This window comes from Corynebacterium intestinale, from assembly GCF_023574125.1.
Classification (GTDB): domain Bacteria; phylum Actinomycetota; class Actinomycetes; order Mycobacteriales; family Mycobacteriaceae; genus Corynebacterium; species Corynebacterium hesseae.
The window spans coordinates 169,211-184,967 of sequence record NZ_JAMKFF010000002.1 but is presented as its reverse complement, the minus strand read 5'-3'; the positions used below and the strand labels follow the sequence as shown (position 1 = coordinate 184,967).

Here is a 15,757-nt window from a genome sequence, read left to right as displayed (position 1 = left end):
TAGAATCCGAGGATTAAGAGTCAAAAGCAAATACCCCCGAGCCACGCTCGAGGGTATCGCAATAAGTGCGGTAAAGAATGGCTTGGTTAGCCATAAAACTCGGGTAGTAAGTCTGAGACTCGGCCCGAGGGGCGCTTGCTTTTAGCCTGCGGCTATGGCGTTCAGCGCCTCACTTAAGAGTATCGTTGACGCTTCAATTCTGTCAATGACCTCTCATGGCTTGTCTCAATCTTCAAAAGTGATGTACGGCAGTCACCGAAATGACTCTCACCTAATGCGGCCGCAATACCCTTCGAAAGCCGAGCCTTTGGCGAACGATCTTCCAAGAAAGCCTCCAACCCCACGTCTTCGATCTTTTTTCGCGCATGGAAAACCGAACTAGCAAGCAGATCTGCCACCTGTAGTGCCGGACAAGTCCGAGAATCCAGACTAACGGCCGTTGCAAACCGCTTATTTCCAAATCGATTGTTGAGAGAGTTCACTAGAGTGTCTCCGTAGGAAACCCCTACTGGGACATCAATATGGTCGAGCATCACCACCCCAACTTCACGGCGAGTAACCAGACCCCGAAGCAGCCGATCTGTCGCGAACAAATGCCCCTGCCACTGTTCTCGACTACTCCACGGATCGAAATGCCTCTTGTCCAAAACAAAAGCTCCGAACGTGCACCCCGAGCTTATCGCTGTTCGAAAAACATCAAGCAAAATCGGCTCAGAGTGCTTAGTAACTTTCGAGAACTTAATCTCGTCAGCCTTTGTGAAGTTATTCCGCTCACGACATGCCTTAATCTCCCGCGAAAGGAAATCAGGATCCTTCGTGCGCACAGCCGCAACAACGAAATACTTACCTAACGTGCCTTTACTTCCGGCTTCATCTACAAAGTAGACGGCACTTTCTGCAGCAAGCGGCAAACTCACCTGAGGAGGACCTGATCCCTTTTGGTGAGAAAATGAATTTGCTCGATAGCTTGTCACAGCTGAGAGTATATCGCCGTGCTAGGACATCAAATATGTCTCAGCTCGATGGCCACAGACGAGCCCAGTATTTGAAAAAGGTGATGGCCCGCGCCTCGGGGGGGTGTGCGCGGGCCATCGGTAACCCGGCATCGGGGGGTGCGCCGGGGCAGGCCGCACTGTATATCGGGGCCTTGCACCTGACATTATGACATGGGAAAGAAGAGATGACAACAGCGAGCGACAAGATTCCTTGAGATTTCTGGCAATCTCTTTGCGCACTCCCGATTCTGCCTGCTAAGGGGCTACGATGAGCAGGGTAACTCGCACACAAACGGCAGGCCCTCGATGACCGGTACCCCTTTCCCTTCTCACGGCACCACTCGCGCAGCCGCATTCTTCGACTTGGACAAGACGATTATCGCCACGTCCTCGGCATATGCCTTCGGCCGCGAATTCATGCACAACGGTCTCATCACCCATGCCGAGGCACTCCAGCTGTCTTTAGCCAAGGCCAGCTATATGCTCGCCGGCCACAGCAGCGAGCACATGGACACCACCCGCGATCAGCTCGCAGCCATGGCCGCCGGCTGGTCCGTCAAGGAAGTCCACGACATCGCGGTGGAGACCATGCACACAGTGGTCACCCCTGCCATTTATGCGGAGGCACGCGCGCTTATCGACGCCCACCGCGCCGCCGGCCACGAAGTGGTGATCATCTCGGCGTCGGCAAGCGTGCTGGTCGAGCCCATCGCGCAGGAGTTGGGTATCGAACACGTCGTGGCCACCGAGCTCGCCGAGGAAAACGGCCGGTTCACCGGGGAGATCCTGTTTTATTGCAAAGGTGCCGCAAAAGCTGAGGCACTGGCGCGCATTGCTCAGGAGCTCAACGTCGACCCCGACGCATCCTTTGCCTACTCCGATTCCGCCACAGACATCCCGATGCTGGAGCAGGTTGGCCACCCCGTTGCCGTGAACCCGGACCGCCTGTTGAAGAAGCACGCCCTTGCCCATGACTGGGAAATTCGCACGTTTAAACACCCCGTTCCGCTCTTCACCGCACCCAGCGCACGCGAATTCGGTATCGGCTCGGCGGTCGTGGCCGGCATCGCAGCCTTAGTCGTCGGCGGGATTTTATTTGCACGGCAGCAGCTGCGCGATTAGGCCGCTTGCGCGATGCCGTCGGCTTCGCGGGCGCCGGCCTCCCAGGCGTCGAGAAGCAGCGTAATGAGCACCGCCGGATCCTTGTCATAGGTATCCAACGCCGCGCGGTAGTCCGCGCGATGACGGTTGAGGTAGGTCTCGGGCACGGCGAATCCCCGAGGATCGAAGCCCGTATGGATAGCGGCAGTGCGCGCGGCGACGAGCGCCACGGCGGTGCTGCGCGCACCGAACAGCGAGCGCGCAGCAATCTCCGCGTGCAGCACCACCGGCAACAAACGGTCGAAATCCACGCCGGCTCCGCGCGTGATGAGCTGTGCCAGCGCCTGTGCCACCGCTGGGTTCTGATCGGGATGACCCACGCCGCCCGCCGCAACATCAATGCTGGCCAAGACCTGCAGCGGGGCCCGTGCGAAGGTCCGCACCGTCGCCGCCTGTTTTTCGGGGGCAAGGAGGGAATAAGCGCTAACTGCGGGCGGGATGCTATGTGCGTCGAGCGGCGCGCCGTCGATCGCCGCGGCCGCCCGCGCACCGCGCAGGAGTGATTCGGAAGAGATAACGTCAAACTTGCGCAAGCCCGCGGGCCGGCGGTGCACGCGGGCAATCGCTGCGGCGGCAGAACCGGCTTTATCCTCCACCCCAGATAGGGCCATCAGCGGGGTCAGCGGGTCAGAATGCGGCATACCCATTACAATAACGCCGTACCCACTTTGCGGGCCGCACCACATGAACTCTGGAAAGTTCATTACTATGGCCGATATAGATTGCGACAAAACAGTAGGAGTTTTTAACCGTGAGCAACGACGGACTATTCACTGACGGGTCCAACAAGTTCGCCCCGAAGGTAGACGGCATTCCCTTGAGCGATGCAGATACCTCCCGCCGCGGCGAAGCATCCATCGGCCAGCTCGTATCCAACGCCACCGAGCAGATGTCCCAGCTGGTTCGCTCCGAGGTCGAGTTGGCTAAGACCGAGCTCGCCGCTTCCGCAAAGAAGGGTGGCATCGGCGCGGGCATGTTCGGCGTTGCCGGTACCGTGGCGCTGTATAGCTCCTTCTTCTTTTTCTTCTTCCTGGCGGAGCTGCTGTCCAAGTGGCTCGACCGCTGGGCAGCCTTCCTGATTGTCTTCCTACTCATGGTGGTCATCGCCGCCGTCGTGGCCTTTATCGGTTTCAAGCAGGTCAAGCAGGTCAAGGCCCCGGAGAAGACGATCGAGTCCACGAAGGAACTCAAGAAGCTGGTTCCGGGTAAGGCTGAAAAGTCCATCGAGCGTGGCCTCTACACCTAAACCTTTAAGGTCCTTTTAACTCTCCCGCCCCGAGCACATTCGTTCGGGGCGGATTTCGTCTGTGTACCCTTCTCACGAAAGGCCCGCCCATGAATCCCCTACCGCCCTCCGTAGTGGAGCTTGACGGCCCCTTTGAGCACGAGTTCCTGCACACGCGCGGCATCCGCCTCCACGCGGCCACCGCCGGCAACCCGGATGACCCGCTGGTGCTGTTGCTCCATGGTTCTTTCGGCGGGTGGTTCGACTTCCGGAATGTCATTGCCCCGCTTGCCGCCGCAGGCTTCCACGTCGCCGCCCTCGACATGCGCGGTTTTGGCATGTCCGATAAACCACCGCTCGAACCCGGCCAGGATATCCGCGTGGCGGTTGGTGATGTCAGCGGTGCCATCCGCGCATTAGGCCACGACGACGCCTACCTGGTGGGCGCGGATACCGGTGGTGCGGTGGCGTGGGCGCTGGCTACCGAGCGGCCCGAGCGGGTACGCGGGCTGGTATCTGTTTCGGCGGCACACCCAGCTGATCTCCGCCGCGCCATCGCCGCACGCCCCTGGGATTTCGGATGGGTGCTCCTGCGCGCGGCATTGTGCCGCCTGGGAAAGATTGGCGCCCCGAGCCTTCTGCTGAGAGAGTCCACGTACCTCCGGGAGATGGATCTCGACGCCCTCGGCTCCTTCAGCGGCGCCGAGCGGGAGGAGGCCCTGCGCCTGCGCGTGGCTTCCTCGCACATCGGAAACGTCCGCCGCGGAATCATCTGGAATCACCGACTGCGCACCGCCGTCGTTCCGCTCAGCTGGCTCGAACTCACAGTTTCTTGCCCCACCCTGTTTATCCACGCAGATCAGATGCTCTGGCGGCCAGTGGCGCGGCGGGCGGCGCGGCGCTGCCGTGGGGACTTCACCGCCACCACTATCCCCGGGTCCAAGAACCTGCCCTATCTTGAGAACCCGCATGGTTTTACTCAGACCATCATTCACTGGATGCGAGATAGGTAACATTCACCATACCTCCGTGCCCCACCCCTCTCAGGGGGATGGGGCTTTTTAATTCGTTGACAAAACCGCAGGTTAAGAAAGAATACCTACCGCTCTATAGCTTTTATCACAGGACATATTTTTCAATTCCTTGTATATGAGGCGCGCCACGCGGTAGCTTCATATCAAACCAACACCACAGGTTTTCTACATCTTTCGCACCACGGAGGTCTAAGACCCACATGACGCTCAAGAAGACGCTCGCTGCTCTCTCTGTCGCCACCCTGCCGCTCACCCTCGCGGCTTGTGGTGGCGACAACTCCGGTTCAGACTCTGCTTCCGGCTCCGGCGATGGCATCGTCACCGTCAACGGCTCTGAGCCGCAGAACCCGCTCATCCCGGCCAACACCAACGAGGTCGGCGGTGGACGCATCGTTGATTCCATCTACGCTGGCTTGGTCTACTACGACGGCGATGGCGAAGCCCAGAACGAGCTGGCTGAATCCATCGAACCGAATGACGACAACACCGAGTTCACCGTCAAGCTCAAGGAGTCTAAGTTCTCCGACGGCTCCCCGGTCACCGCGAAGAACTTCGTGGACGCTTGGAACTACGCCGTGGCCAATGACCAGCTCAACGCTTCCTTCTTTGCCAACATCAAGGGCTTCGAGGAAGGCGTCAAGGAGATGGAGGGCCTCAAGGTCGTCGATGACCACACCTTCACCATCGCCCTGAACAGCCCTGAGCAGGACTTCCCGGCGCAGCTGGGCTACTCCGCGTTCTATCCGCTGCACGAGTCCGCGCTGGAAGACATGGACACCTTCGGCCAGAACCCGATTGGTAACGGCCCGTACAAGCTGACCGAGTGGAACCACAACCAGGACGCCACCGTAGTTCCGAATGAAGAGTACAAGGGCGGCCAGACCCCGCAGAATGACGGCATCAAGTTCGTCTTCTACGCCGGTCAGGACGCAGCCTACGCCGACCTGCTGGCAGGCAACCTGGACGTCCTCGACGCCGTCCCGGACTCCGCTTTCGATGTCTACGAGGCCGACCTCGGCGACCGTGCCGTGAACCAGCCGACCGCCGTCTTCCAGTCCTTCACCCTGGGCGAGAACCTCGAGCACTACTCCGGCGAGGAAGGCGTGCTGCGTCGCCAAGCCATCTCCTACGCCATCAACCGCGAGGAGATCACGGACACCATCTTCAAGGGCACCCGTACCCCGGCCAAGGACTTCACCTCCCCGGTTATGCCGGGCTACTCCGAGGACATCAAGGGCAACGAGGTCCTGAAGTATGACCCGGAGAAGGCCAAGAAGCTGTGGGCCGAGGCTGACAAGATCAACAAGTGGGATAACCCGACACTGGAGATTGCCTACAACTCCGACGGCGGCCACAAGAGCTGGGTGGATGCAACCACCAACTCCATCAAGAACACCCTCGGCATCGAGGCAGTCGGCGCCCCGTACCCGGACTTCAAGTCCCTGCGCGATGAGGTGACCAACCGCACCATCAAGTCAGCCTTCCGCACCGGCTGGCAGGCAGACTACCCGAGCCAGGCCAACTTCCTTACCCCGCTGTACAAGACCGACGGTTCTTCTAACGACGGCGACTACAGCAACCCGGAGTTTGACAAGCTTCTCGACGAAGCCCTGACCTCCTCCTCCGAGGAAGAGGCCAACAAGAAGTACACCGAGGCCCAGGAAGTCCTGTTCAAGGATCTGCCGGCCATCCCGCTGTGGTACTCCAACGCCACCGGCGGCTACTCCGAGAACGTCGACAACGTCGTGTTCTCTTGGAAGTCCCAGCCGGTGTACTACAACATCACCAAGAAGTAACGCCACTTCCGCTACTTCCCACGACCCCCGCAGCCACCGTGGAGCGGGGGTCGCCCCACGTTTTCACTCATAAGTGTGATTCGAAGCGCGCTATAGATTTCTCACAGGCTTGGATCACACACTAAAATTCTTATGAGCTACGTAGGCGCCTGCTAAGAAGGCGTCGACAAGCACCTGCCCACAACGAGTAAAGGACCACACTATGCTGCGCTATATCGGGCGCCGAGTGCTCCAGATGATCCCGGTGTTCTTCGGAGCCACCCTGCTCATCTATGCGCTCGTCTTCTTGATGCCCGGCGACCCCGTCGAAGCCCTTGGCGGTGACCGCGGCCTTACCGAGGCTGCCCGCGCCCGCATCGAGGCGGAATACAACCTAGACAAGCCGTTCATCATTCAGTATCTGCTCTACATCAAGGGCATCTTCATGCTGGACTTCGGCACGACCTTCTCCGGCGTCCCCGTAACCCAAGTGATGGCCAACGCCTTCCCGGTCACGGTGAAGCTCACCGTCATGGCCATCATCTTTGAATCCGTCTTCGGCATCCTCTTCGGCGTCCTCGCCGGCATGCGCCGCGGTGGCTTCTTCGATTCCACCGTGTTGGTCATCTCCCTGCTCGTCATCGCGGTGCCGTCCTTCGTCATCGGCTTCGTCTTCCAGTACCTCGTGGGCATCAAGTGGGGTGTCCTGCCGGTCACCGTCGGAGCGAACGCCACCGTGAAGTCCCTCCTCATGCCGGCCATGGTGCTCGGCGCACTCTCCCTGGCCTACGTCATTCGCCTGACCCGCCAGTCCGTGGCTGAGAACCTGCGCGCCGACTACGTGCGCACCGCTCGCGCGAAGGGCCTGTCCAACGGCGCGGTGACCCTCCGCCACGTGCTGCGCAACTCGCTGATTCCCGTGGCCACCTTCATCGGCGCCGACATCGGCGCGCTCATGACCGGTGCCATCGTGACCGAGGGCATCTTCGGCATCAACGGCGTCGGCGGCACGATGTACCAGGCCATCCTGCGCGGTGAGCCAACCACGATTGTCTCCTTCACCACCGTGCTGGTGATCATCTACATCATCGCCAACCTGCTCGTTGACCTCCTGTACGCCGTACTTGATCCGAGGATCCGCTATGCCTAATTTCGAGAAAACCACCCCCTACCCGGGCCAAGAACACTTCGTCTCGGAAACCGACGAAACGGGACTCGGCGCCGTCGACGCCGTCAAGGACGAGTCCGCCCCGTCCTCCCAGTGGGGCGAGGCCTGGCGCTACCTGCGCCGCCGCCCGCTGTTCTGGATCGCGGCCGTGATGATCCTCGTGGCCATCCTCTTAGCCATCGCACCGAGTCTTTTCACTAGCACCGACCCGCGCCTGTGCGAGCTGTCCAAGTCCCTCGACCCCGCCGAGCCGGGCCACCCCTTCGGCTTCAACCGCCAGGGCTGCGACATTTACGCCCGCGTGATCTACGGTGCGCGCGCGTCGGTTGCCGTCGGCGTCCTGACCACCATCCTCGTCGTGGTGCTGGGCTCCTTGATCGGCGCCATCGCCGGCTTCTTCGGCGGCTGGATTGACTCCGTCCTGTCCCGCATCACCGACATCTTCTTCGCCATCCCGCTGGTGCTCGCCGCCATCGTGGTCATGCAGATGTTCAAGGAGCACCGCACCATCGTCACGGTGGTCTTGGTGCTCGGACTCTTCGGCTGGGTCTCCATCGCCCGCATCACGCGCGGCGCGGTGGTCTCCATCAAGAACGAGGAGTTCGTCCAATCCGCCCGCTCCATCGGTGCGTCGAGCTGGCGCATCCTGTTCAGCCACATCCTGCCGAACGCGGCCGCGCCCATCATCTCCTATGCCACCGTGGCGCTGGGCACCTACATCGTCGCCGAAGCCACCTTGTCCTTCCTGGGCATTGGCTTGCCGTCGACGTTCGTGTCCTGGGGCGGCGATATCTCTGACGCGCAGGCTTCACTGCGCGTTGCTCCGGCAGTCCTGTTCTACCCGGCGGGTGCTTTGGGCCTGACCGTGTTGAGCTTCATCATGATGGGTGACGTCGTCCGCGATGCACTCGATCCGAAGGCGAGGAAGCGCTAATGACTAACTCTCCACTTCTTGAAATGAAGGACGTCCACATCTCCTTCACCACCTCCACCGGTGTGGTTGAGGCAGTGCGCGGCGTCAACATGTCCATCTACCCGGGCCAGTCCGTGGCGATTGTGGGCGAGTCCGGCTCCGGTAAGTCCACCACGGCGATGTCCATCCTGGGCCTGCTGCCGGGCACCGGCAAGGTCACCGGCGGCCAGATCCTCTTCGAGGGCGAGGACATCACCCACTACGACAACAAGCAATTCGAGTCGCTTCGCGGTGACAAGATTGGCCTGGTCCCGCAGGATCCGATGTCCAACCTGAACCCGGTGTGGCGCATCGGCACCCAGGTCGAGGAGTCTCTCAAGGCCAACCACGTGGTGGAGGGCTCCCAGCGCCACCAGCGCGTCGTGGAGCTTCTAGAGGAAGCCGGGCTTCCCGACGCCGAACGCCGCGCCAAGCAGTACCCCCACGAGTTCTCCGGCGGTATGCGCCAGCGCGCGCTCATCGCGATCGGCCTGGCTGCACGCCCGAAGCTGCTGATTGCCGACGAGCCCACCTCCGCCCTCGACGTGACGGTGCAAAAGACCATCTTGGATCACCTGGAGCACCTTACCGAGGAGCTGGGTAACGCGGTGCTCTTCATTACCCACGACCTTGGCCTGGCCGCCGAGCGCGCGGAGCACCTCGTCGTCATGCATCGCGGCCGCATCGTGGAATCGGGCCCCTCGCGTGAGATCCTGCGCTCCCCGCAGCACCCGTACACGCGCCGGCTTGTCGACGCCGCCCCCTCCCTCGCTTCCTCCCGCATCCGCGCGGCCAAGGAAGCTGGTGTGGAGGCCAAGGAGCTCAAGTCAGGTGAGGCCACAGGAGCCGTCGCCGAGCCTAGCGCGACCGCTGCAGATTCCGCTCAGGGTTCATCGACCGCAGCTCAGGCCCCGGTGATTTCGGTCCGCAACCTCACCAAGGAATTCGACATCCGTGGCCAGCGCGGCGGAAAGAAGCTGCTGAAGGCTGTCGACGATGTTTCCTTCGACATCCGCCGCGGCACCACCCTGGCTCTGGTGGGCGAGTCCGGTTCAGGCAAGTCCACGGTGGCCAACATGGTACTGGGCCTTTTGGAGCCGACCTCCGGCACCATCGAATTCGAAGGCCGCGACACCTCCACGCTGTCGAAGAAGGAGCTGTTTAACCTCCGCCGCAAGATGCAGGTGGTTTTCCAGAACCCCTATGGTTCGCTGGATCCGATGTACTCGATTTATAAGTGCATCGAAGAGCCCATGGCGCTGCACAAGGTGGGCTCGCGCAAGGAGCGTGAGGCCCGCGTGGCCGAGCTTCTCGACATGGTCTCCATGCCCCGCTCCGCCATGCGCCGCTACCCCAACGAGCTGTCTGGCGGCCAGCGCCAGCGTATCGCCATTGCCCGTGCGCTGGCGCTGCGCCCGGAGGTCATCGTCCTCGATGAGGCTGTCTCCGCCCTGGACGTGCTGGTGCAGAACCAGATCATCCAGCTGCTCGCGGAGCTGCAGTCGGAGCTCAGCCTGTCGTACCTCTTCATTACCCACGACCTCGCGGTGGTCCGCCAGACTGCCGACGACGTCGTGGTGATGAAGAAGGGCCAGGCCGTCGAGCAGGGCACCGCCGACGAAATCTTCGAAAACGCCCAACAGGAGTACACCCGCAACCTCATCAACTCGGTTCCGGGCATGCACCTAGAAATCGGCACCGGCCACTAGCCGCACTACGTACACCGACTGACCCGTCAACCATCTTCCGGTTGGCGGGTTTCGCCTTTAAGGGCTTAAAGGCCCGTTGCCACTGCTGCATCTGACAGCAGGCGAAACGTGACCTGGGATCGCCGAGTTCCCCGTCAGTCTGGCCTCGGTTGGCGGGTCTCGTTCTTTAAGGGCTTAAGAGTCTCGGTGCTCCCGCTGTGTCTTGCGGCATGTGAACCGTGGTCCGTGATCCCCGAGTTCCCCGTGTACCTTGTGGTGGTTCGCGGGTGGTGCTGTCTGAAGGATCGCCGATATGCCCGCGAACCTTCCCTCGGTTGGCGGGTGGCGCTGTTGTCGCAGGTGGTGAGCAGTTTTTCTTTCTGCCGTTGCTGGTTGTGGTGGCTGTGGGTGTTAGCTGCTGTCGGGTGGCGGGTCTGGTGGCTGTTTTGGTGTTGTGGCCGATGGTGTGGTGGCTTGTCCTGCTGCTTTTTCGGTGTTGAGTCTGGCTAGTGCTTCCTGGTACTCGGGCATTGCGGTGATTGGGGCACCCCACGGTGGGATGAAGGCCACCCCGGTGTTGAGCCGGTACATGTAGCCGCGCCCGGTAGGCCTTTGTGGGTCATCATCATTAATCCCGTTGTGGTAGGCGCACAAGAAGGTCAGGTTCTTGATGTTGGTGTAGCCACCGGCCTGCCAAGGGATGAGGTGATGGACTTGGCAGTAGTCTGCGGGCTTATTGCAGCCTGGTCTTGAACACGTGTGGAATTCAGCATGCAGGGTAAGCCGTTGTTTGAAGTTTGCTCCACGCTCTAGCCGCCAGGTGTCGATGGGTCCTTCAATAGGGTGCACGATGGTGGCATACCCTATTTCGGCAAACTTGTGGGTGAGGAATTCTGCCCCGGTCATGCGCCCGCCGTTGGTCAGGTTGAGCTCGATTTCGTCCCCGTCACCGTTGATGATCTGGTCGAGCTCGTTGAGGGTGACGATGACTTGGGTGCGCACCGCAGGCTTGGAACCGGTGCCCTCTTTGAAGAAGATGTCGTTGGCGGCTTGAAGCAGGTCGGTGGTGTTGGTGGACTCTAAGACGCCGCGCATGTTGGCGATCGTGGTGGCGTCGTCAGTAATGGAGAGTGTGTTGGGGCCTTGTTCCCGGTAGGTGATGCGCACGCCTGGTTTGGCTATGCGTTTGGAGCGTAGTTCTTTCAGGCGTGTGGCGGCGACGGTGGGGATGCGGTGTGCGGGAGTGGCGGCGAGTTTGACTCGCAGGTTCCAGGCATCGAGGGTCTTTTTCACCTTGGACGTGTAGGACTCGATGAGGGTAAGAGTGCCCAGGCTGTGGCGTTGTTGAAGTGCTGCTTGACGGGCTTTGCGTTGTTTGCCACTGAAGCGGGTGGGGCCGAAATAAACCTGGTTAAGGTTTGCAAGCTCGGCAGCATCGGAAGCAGAGGCGCCGAGCGCGCGGAGCTCATCGGGTGAGCCAGGTATATGTTCCACCAGCGCAATCCCCGAGTTGCGTAGGCGGATGTAGGTTTCAATATCCCCCATGAGCACAGAGACTAAAACAGCACCGTGGGCCCCGCAACCGGAAGAAGAAACTACCTGGTCTTAGCCGACGCAGGAGCCGGTTGGGGTGGCGTCGACAAGCTGCGTGACGTCACCCACGTGGCCGCGCACCTCGTCCGCGGTAAGCGCATAGCCCGTATCGGAATCCTCCACGGAAGCACCAAACACAACGCCGAGCACCTGACCCTCCGGGTTGATCATCGGACCGCCGGAATTGCCCTGCCGGATGCTACCGCGCACCGTGTAGGCATCGCGCTCCACGCGGCCCGTGGAGTAGATATCCGGACCAGCGATGGTGAGACGGTCGCGCACGCGCGCCGGCTCCGCCGTGAACGGCCCCGACTGCGGGAAGCCCAAGACGATGGCATCGTCCCCGGTAGCAGCCGCTTGTTCCGCCCACGGCAAAGGATCCAATCCCAGGCCCGGGCTATGCAGCACAGCAATGTCTACGTCCGAGTTGTAATACACCACGTCCGCTTCCTTGAGGCCAAGGACCGTATCGAGGCGAACCTTATCCGTGCCCGCCACCACGTGGGCGTTCGTGATGACGTAGTCCGGCTCCGTCACAAAGCCCGAGCCCATGAGGCGACGCGAACATGCCTCGGCATCACCCAGCACGTGAATGACGGAAGGCCGCACGCGTTCTGCGAGTTTGGGATCCCCAATGTTTACCGCCGGCGCATCCACCTCGACATCGGCGCCAGATCGCTGCCAGGGCGATACCAACGGCGGCAACCCGGACTCGTTGAGGAGCGCAGCCAAGCCATTCGGCAGCGCCGCCAGGCGCGAGGGCGCCACCGCATTCAGCGAGCTCAGCACACGCGATTCACGCAGCGCCTGCCCCGGCTGGCCGCCCAGGTTGGAGGCCAAGGGCAAGGACACCAGCCAAATCACCACGATGGCCGCCGCGGCTTGGAAGACCGCGCCAATCGATGAATCCACGCGCTGCCCCGAGCGGGTTCGCATGCGGTCCCGCAGCGCCATGCCAAGCGACGTCCCCACCAGCTGCCCCAGCCCCACCAGCAAAATCAGCACGCCGACAGCCAGCAAAAAGCGCACGGCCGCCTGGTCCGTCAGCCCCATCACCAGCGGGGCAACCACGGTTCCTAAAACCAACCCCGCAATGATTCCCACCGCTGCGAGGACCGCCGCTAAAGCGCCCTGCCGCCAGCCCACACGCACGGCAAGGAGCACGGCAATAACGATCAGGATGTCAACAGCTAGGGACACAGAGGAATTACTTTCTTAAGGGCTAAAGGGCAGAAACTAGCCTATCTTCTCATTATTCAAAGAGCGATTGAGTGAGTCACGCAGATCATGAACCATATTTTCATCCCATTCCACGCTCCAGCCCGCATGGTCCAGCAGCCCGGAGAGCACTCCCGCGGTAAACCCCCACACCACGTATCCCCGTGCCCGGAAGGCCGGCCCCTTCCAGCGGCTCAAGCCCACCATCATGCGGTTGGCCGGATCCGCCAGCTCCCGCAGCGGGACGGTGAAGACATCGTCGGTCTCCGCCGGGCTCGCCGGCCACACGGTGCCCGGTTCATGCCAATACGCCAGGACCGGGCTCACGGTGTTGCCGGTAGCCCGGATGTCCAGCTTGCCCCACTGCTCAAGAGGGGTGACCGTGGAGCGGTCGAGGCCGGTTTCTTCCTCGGCTTCGCGCAGGGCGACGTCGACAAGCGAGGCGTCCCCCTCCTCCCTACGCCCGCCGGGAAAGGCAATCTGGCCGGAGTGCGAGCGCATCGACGGCGAGCGGTGCGTGAGCAGCACCTCACCATCCTCAAAACTGGTGCCCTTCAGCAGCACCAACACTGCCGATTCACGCCGGCGCTTGGCGGCCGGGACATGCCGAATGAGGCGTTCTTGGACCTTGTCTGTATCAACCCCGAGCGCCGGGCGCAGCCACTCCGGGGCATGGGCAGGAAAGAGGCGGCTCACTTGAGAACCTCCTCGACGGCCTCCTCCAAATCTTCTGCGGAGTCGAACGGCTTCACAAACTTCTCCTCCACCGTGCCATCGCGCACCACCAGGGTGATGGGGATAACGCCCGGCAACCCGAGCTCACCTGCGAAGGCGCCGTCATCGTCTTGGTAGCTGGGGATATCTACCTGCAGATCGCTGAGAAGAGCGGCCCCGTTGGCAGCGTTCGCGTCCGCATGCACGCCGACGACATTCCACGTCGGGTGCGCTCGCGCAAGGTCTTCGAAGAAGGGCAGCTCCGTGCGGCACGGTTCGCACCACCACGCCCACACAGTAACGATCTGGACGTTCTTGGCCGCCGCAGTACCGGCCGCACCCAAGCACGGAAGATCCACACCCGCAAGCGGTCCCTCGGGGCATTTGGGGCGCTTGGCCACCTCTTGCTCCTGCGCCTCGGGGAGGGCAACCTCCGGCTCATCATTCTCAAGCAGGTTCACCACGCCGACGAACGCGAGCGCCGCCAGCGCGACAATGGCAGCGATGCTCGCCTTCACGTATCCGGGCCACCGAGAATATTGGCTCATTGCTCCACCTTAACCCCGCGACGGGCACCATGGGGCGAGGACGCAGGCCGCGCACTGTGGCTTTCGCGCGGTGCACACGCGCCGTCCATGGAGGATGAGGCGGTGCGAAAACACCGTTTGCTCCTCTTCGGGCACGCGCTTGGCGACGTCTCTCTCAATCGCCCTCGGAGTCTTCGCCTCGGTCAACCCAAGACGCTGGCTCAGGCGCGTGACGTGGGTATCCACCGTGATCCCCGGCAGGCCGAAGGCATTGCCGCGCACCACCAGCGCGGTCTTGCGCCCGACGCCGGGCAGGGAGGTGAGCTCGTCGATGCCGCGGGGCACCTGCCCATCGAAGTCCGCGACGAGCTTTTCTCCGATGCCTAACAGGTGGCCGGCCTTCGTGCGCTGGAATCCGAGCGGGCGGAGGATGCGCTCGAGGTCAGCACGGTCCGCGGCCGCGTAATCCGGTGCGGAAGGATACCGAGCAAAAAGCTCCGGGGTGACCTGGTTGACGCGGGCATCCGTGCACTGCGCCGAGAGCACCGTAGCAATAAGTAGCTCGAGCGGCGTGGTGAAATCTAGCTCGCAATCGGCGTCGGGATATTCATCCGCCAAGGCGGTACGAATATGAACGATGCGAGCGGCCTCGTCAGCGTCATCGTGGTGCACGGGAAGGTCAGGGGACATAAAAGAGATCTTAGTGACGGCGGCTAGAATGAGAAGCATGATTTCGCTCGTCATCTTTGTGCCGCTGTGCCTCGCGCTGTTTGCCATCCTCATGGAGAAACTTGAGGCGACGGCCTTCGAAAACTAAATAGACCATTCAAGGCGTGTGATTATTTTTCACGTTGGTGGAAATAGTGACTAATTACACTGTATGATATTGTGCAGTGCCTCGTGGCGCACTGGAGACTAGGTGCGTCAAATCAAACCAAACCAGCTTGTGTCCCAGTGTTTTCCGGGCTGCGCAGGCTTTAAGGAGTAACAGTGGAAGGCGTACAGGACATTCTCTCCCGCGCTGGCATTTTCCAGGGCGTCGATCCGGTAGCAGTACAGAACCTTATTGAGCAGATGGAAACCGTCCGTTTCCCGCGCGGCACCACCATTTTCGAGGAAGGTGAGCCGGGAGACCGCCTCTACATCATCACCTCGGGCAAGATTAAGCTCGCCCGCCACGCCCCGGATGGCCGCGAGAACCTCCTGACCGTGATGGGCCCGTCCGATATGTTCGGCGAGCTCTCCATCTTCGATCCGGGCCCGCGCACCTCTTCCGCTGTCTGCGTCACTGAGGTCACCGCAGCCACGATGAACTCTGAGATGCTCAAGCAGTGGGTAGCCGATCATCCGGCAATTGCTCAGCAGCTTCTGCGCGTGCTGGCCCGCCGTCTGCGCCGCACGAACGCCAACCTGGCGGACCTCATCTTCACCGACGTGCCAGGCCGCGTGGCCAAGACCCTGCTGCAGCTGGCTAACCGCTTCGGTGTGCAGGAGGGCGGCGCGCTGCGCGTGAACCACGACCTCACCCAGGAAGAGATCGCCCAGCTCGTTGGCGCTTCCCGTGAGACCGTGAACAAGGCTCTGGCCACCTTCGCTCACCGCGGCTGGATCCGCTTGGAGGGCAAGTCGGTGCTCATCGTCGATACCGAGCACTTGGCCCGCCGCGCACGCTAGGTCTTAAAGGCCGAGCCCGCCTATGCGGCCCTC

The 15,757-nt window shown here is 61.6% G+C and carries 15 protein-coding genes; 8 read left to right on the top strand and 7 right to left on the bottom strand.

Annotation, left to right across the window (positions count from 1 at the left end; all coding sequences use genetic code 11):
- Positions 1-173 precede the first annotated feature (173 nt).
- Positions 174-974: a DUF3800 domain-containing protein gene (locus M5J06_RS03850; RefSeq protein ID WP_250224012.1), complete on the bottom strand. Its 801-nt coding sequence runs from the start codon at positions 972-974 to the stop codon at positions 174-176.
- Between the two features lie 327 nt (positions 975-1,301).
- Here M5J06_RS03850 and M5J06_RS03845 point away from each other — a divergent pair, with 327 nt between their 5' ends.
- Positions 1,302-2,117, top strand: a complete 816-nt coding sequence (locus M5J06_RS03845; RefSeq protein WP_250224011.1) for an HAD family hydrolase — start codon at positions 1,302-1,304, stop codon at positions 2,115-2,117.
- Here the strand turns inward: M5J06_RS03845 and M5J06_RS03840 are convergent.
- Positions 2,114-2,803, bottom strand: coding sequence for a type III PLP-dependent enzyme domain-containing protein (locus tag M5J06_RS03840; protein ID WP_250224010.1), 690 nt, complete (start codon positions 2,801-2,803; stop codon positions 2,114-2,116). The genes M5J06_RS03845 and M5J06_RS03840 overlap by 4 nt on opposite strands.
- Positions 2,804-2,907: 104 nt before the next feature.
- On the opposite strand from M5J06_RS03840, the gene M5J06_RS03835 reads away from it, so the two are divergent.
- The 6 genes from M5J06_RS03835 to M5J06_RS03810 all read left to right on the top strand — a co-directional run bounded on the left by M5J06_RS03835 (position 2,908) and on the right by M5J06_RS03810 (position 10,019).
- On the top strand, positions 2,908-3,402 hold the full coding sequence (locus M5J06_RS03835) for a phage holin family protein (protein WP_070531763.1): 495 nt from the start codon (positions 2,908-2,910) through the stop codon (positions 3,400-3,402).
- An 89-nt stretch (positions 3,403-3,491) separates the two neighbouring features.
- Entirely contained in the window at positions 3,492-4,394 is a 903-nt protein-coding gene (locus tag M5J06_RS03830; RefSeq protein WP_250224009.1) for an alpha/beta fold hydrolase, read from the top strand.
- A 221-nt stretch (positions 4,395-4,615) separates the two neighbouring features.
- Complete coding sequence (locus M5J06_RS03825) at positions 4,616-6,211, top strand: peptide ABC transporter substrate-binding protein (RefSeq protein ID WP_250224008.1); 1,596 nt, start codon at positions 4,616-4,618, stop codon at positions 6,209-6,211.
- A 202-nt stretch (positions 6,212-6,413) separates the two neighbouring features.
- Positions 6,414-7,340, top strand: coding sequence for an ABC transporter permease (locus M5J06_RS03820; RefSeq protein ID WP_070524085.1), 927 nt, complete (start codon positions 6,414-6,416; stop codon positions 7,338-7,340).
- On the top strand, positions 7,333-8,292 hold the full coding sequence (locus tag M5J06_RS03815; RefSeq protein WP_250224007.1) for an ABC transporter permease: 960 nt from the start codon (positions 7,333-7,335) through the stop codon (positions 8,290-8,292). Before M5J06_RS03820 ends, M5J06_RS03815 begins: the two co-directional genes overlap by 8 nt.
- Entirely contained in the window at positions 8,292-10,019 is a 1,728-nt protein-coding gene (locus M5J06_RS03810) for an ABC transporter ATP-binding protein (RefSeq protein ID WP_250224006.1), read from the top strand. Before M5J06_RS03815 ends, M5J06_RS03810 begins: the two co-directional genes overlap by 1 nt.
- A gap of 390 nt (positions 10,020-10,409) precedes the next feature.
- Here the strand turns inward: M5J06_RS03810 and M5J06_RS03805 are convergent, their stop codons facing one another.
- The 5 genes from M5J06_RS03805 to nth are packed head-to-tail and all read right to left on the bottom strand — an operon-like array spanning position 10,410 to position 14,740.
- Complete coding sequence (locus M5J06_RS03805; RefSeq protein ID WP_250224005.1) at positions 10,410-11,543, bottom strand: HNH endonuclease signature motif containing protein; 1,134 nt, start codon at positions 11,541-11,543, stop codon at positions 10,410-10,412.
- A 60-nt stretch (positions 11,544-11,603) separates the two neighbouring features.
- Positions 11,604-12,791: a MarP family serine protease gene (locus M5J06_RS03800; protein WP_070524079.1), complete on the bottom strand. Its 1,188-nt coding sequence runs from the start codon at positions 12,789-12,791 to the stop codon at positions 11,604-11,606.
- A gap of 36 nt (positions 12,792-12,827) precedes the next feature.
- Entirely contained in the window at positions 12,828-13,505 is a 678-nt protein-coding gene (locus tag M5J06_RS03795; protein ID WP_144677252.1) for an NUDIX domain-containing protein, read from the bottom strand.
- The gene (locus tag M5J06_RS03790; protein ID WP_144014273.1) at positions 13,502-14,071 is read right to left on the bottom strand and encodes a TlpA family protein disulfide reductase; all 570 of its coding nucleotides are present in this window, start codon (positions 14,069-14,071) and stop codon (positions 13,502-13,504) included. Before M5J06_RS03790 ends, M5J06_RS03795 begins: the two co-directional genes overlap by 4 nt.
- Positions 14,072-14,080: 9 nt before the next feature.
- The gene (gene nth, locus M5J06_RS03785; protein ID WP_230307831.1) at positions 14,081-14,740 is read right to left on the bottom strand and encodes an endonuclease III; all 660 of its coding nucleotides are present in this window, start codon (positions 14,738-14,740) and stop codon (positions 14,081-14,083) included.
- A 300-nt stretch (positions 14,741-15,040) separates the two neighbouring features.
- On the opposite strand from nth, the gene glxR reads away from it, so the two are divergent.
- The gene (glxR, locus tag M5J06_RS03780) at positions 15,041-15,724 is read left to right on the top strand and encodes a CRP-like cAMP-activated global transcriptional regulator GlxR (protein WP_010189962.1); all 684 of its coding nucleotides are present in this window, start codon (positions 15,041-15,043) and stop codon (positions 15,722-15,724) included.
- The last annotated feature ends 33 nt before the right edge of the window (positions 15,725-15,757 follow it).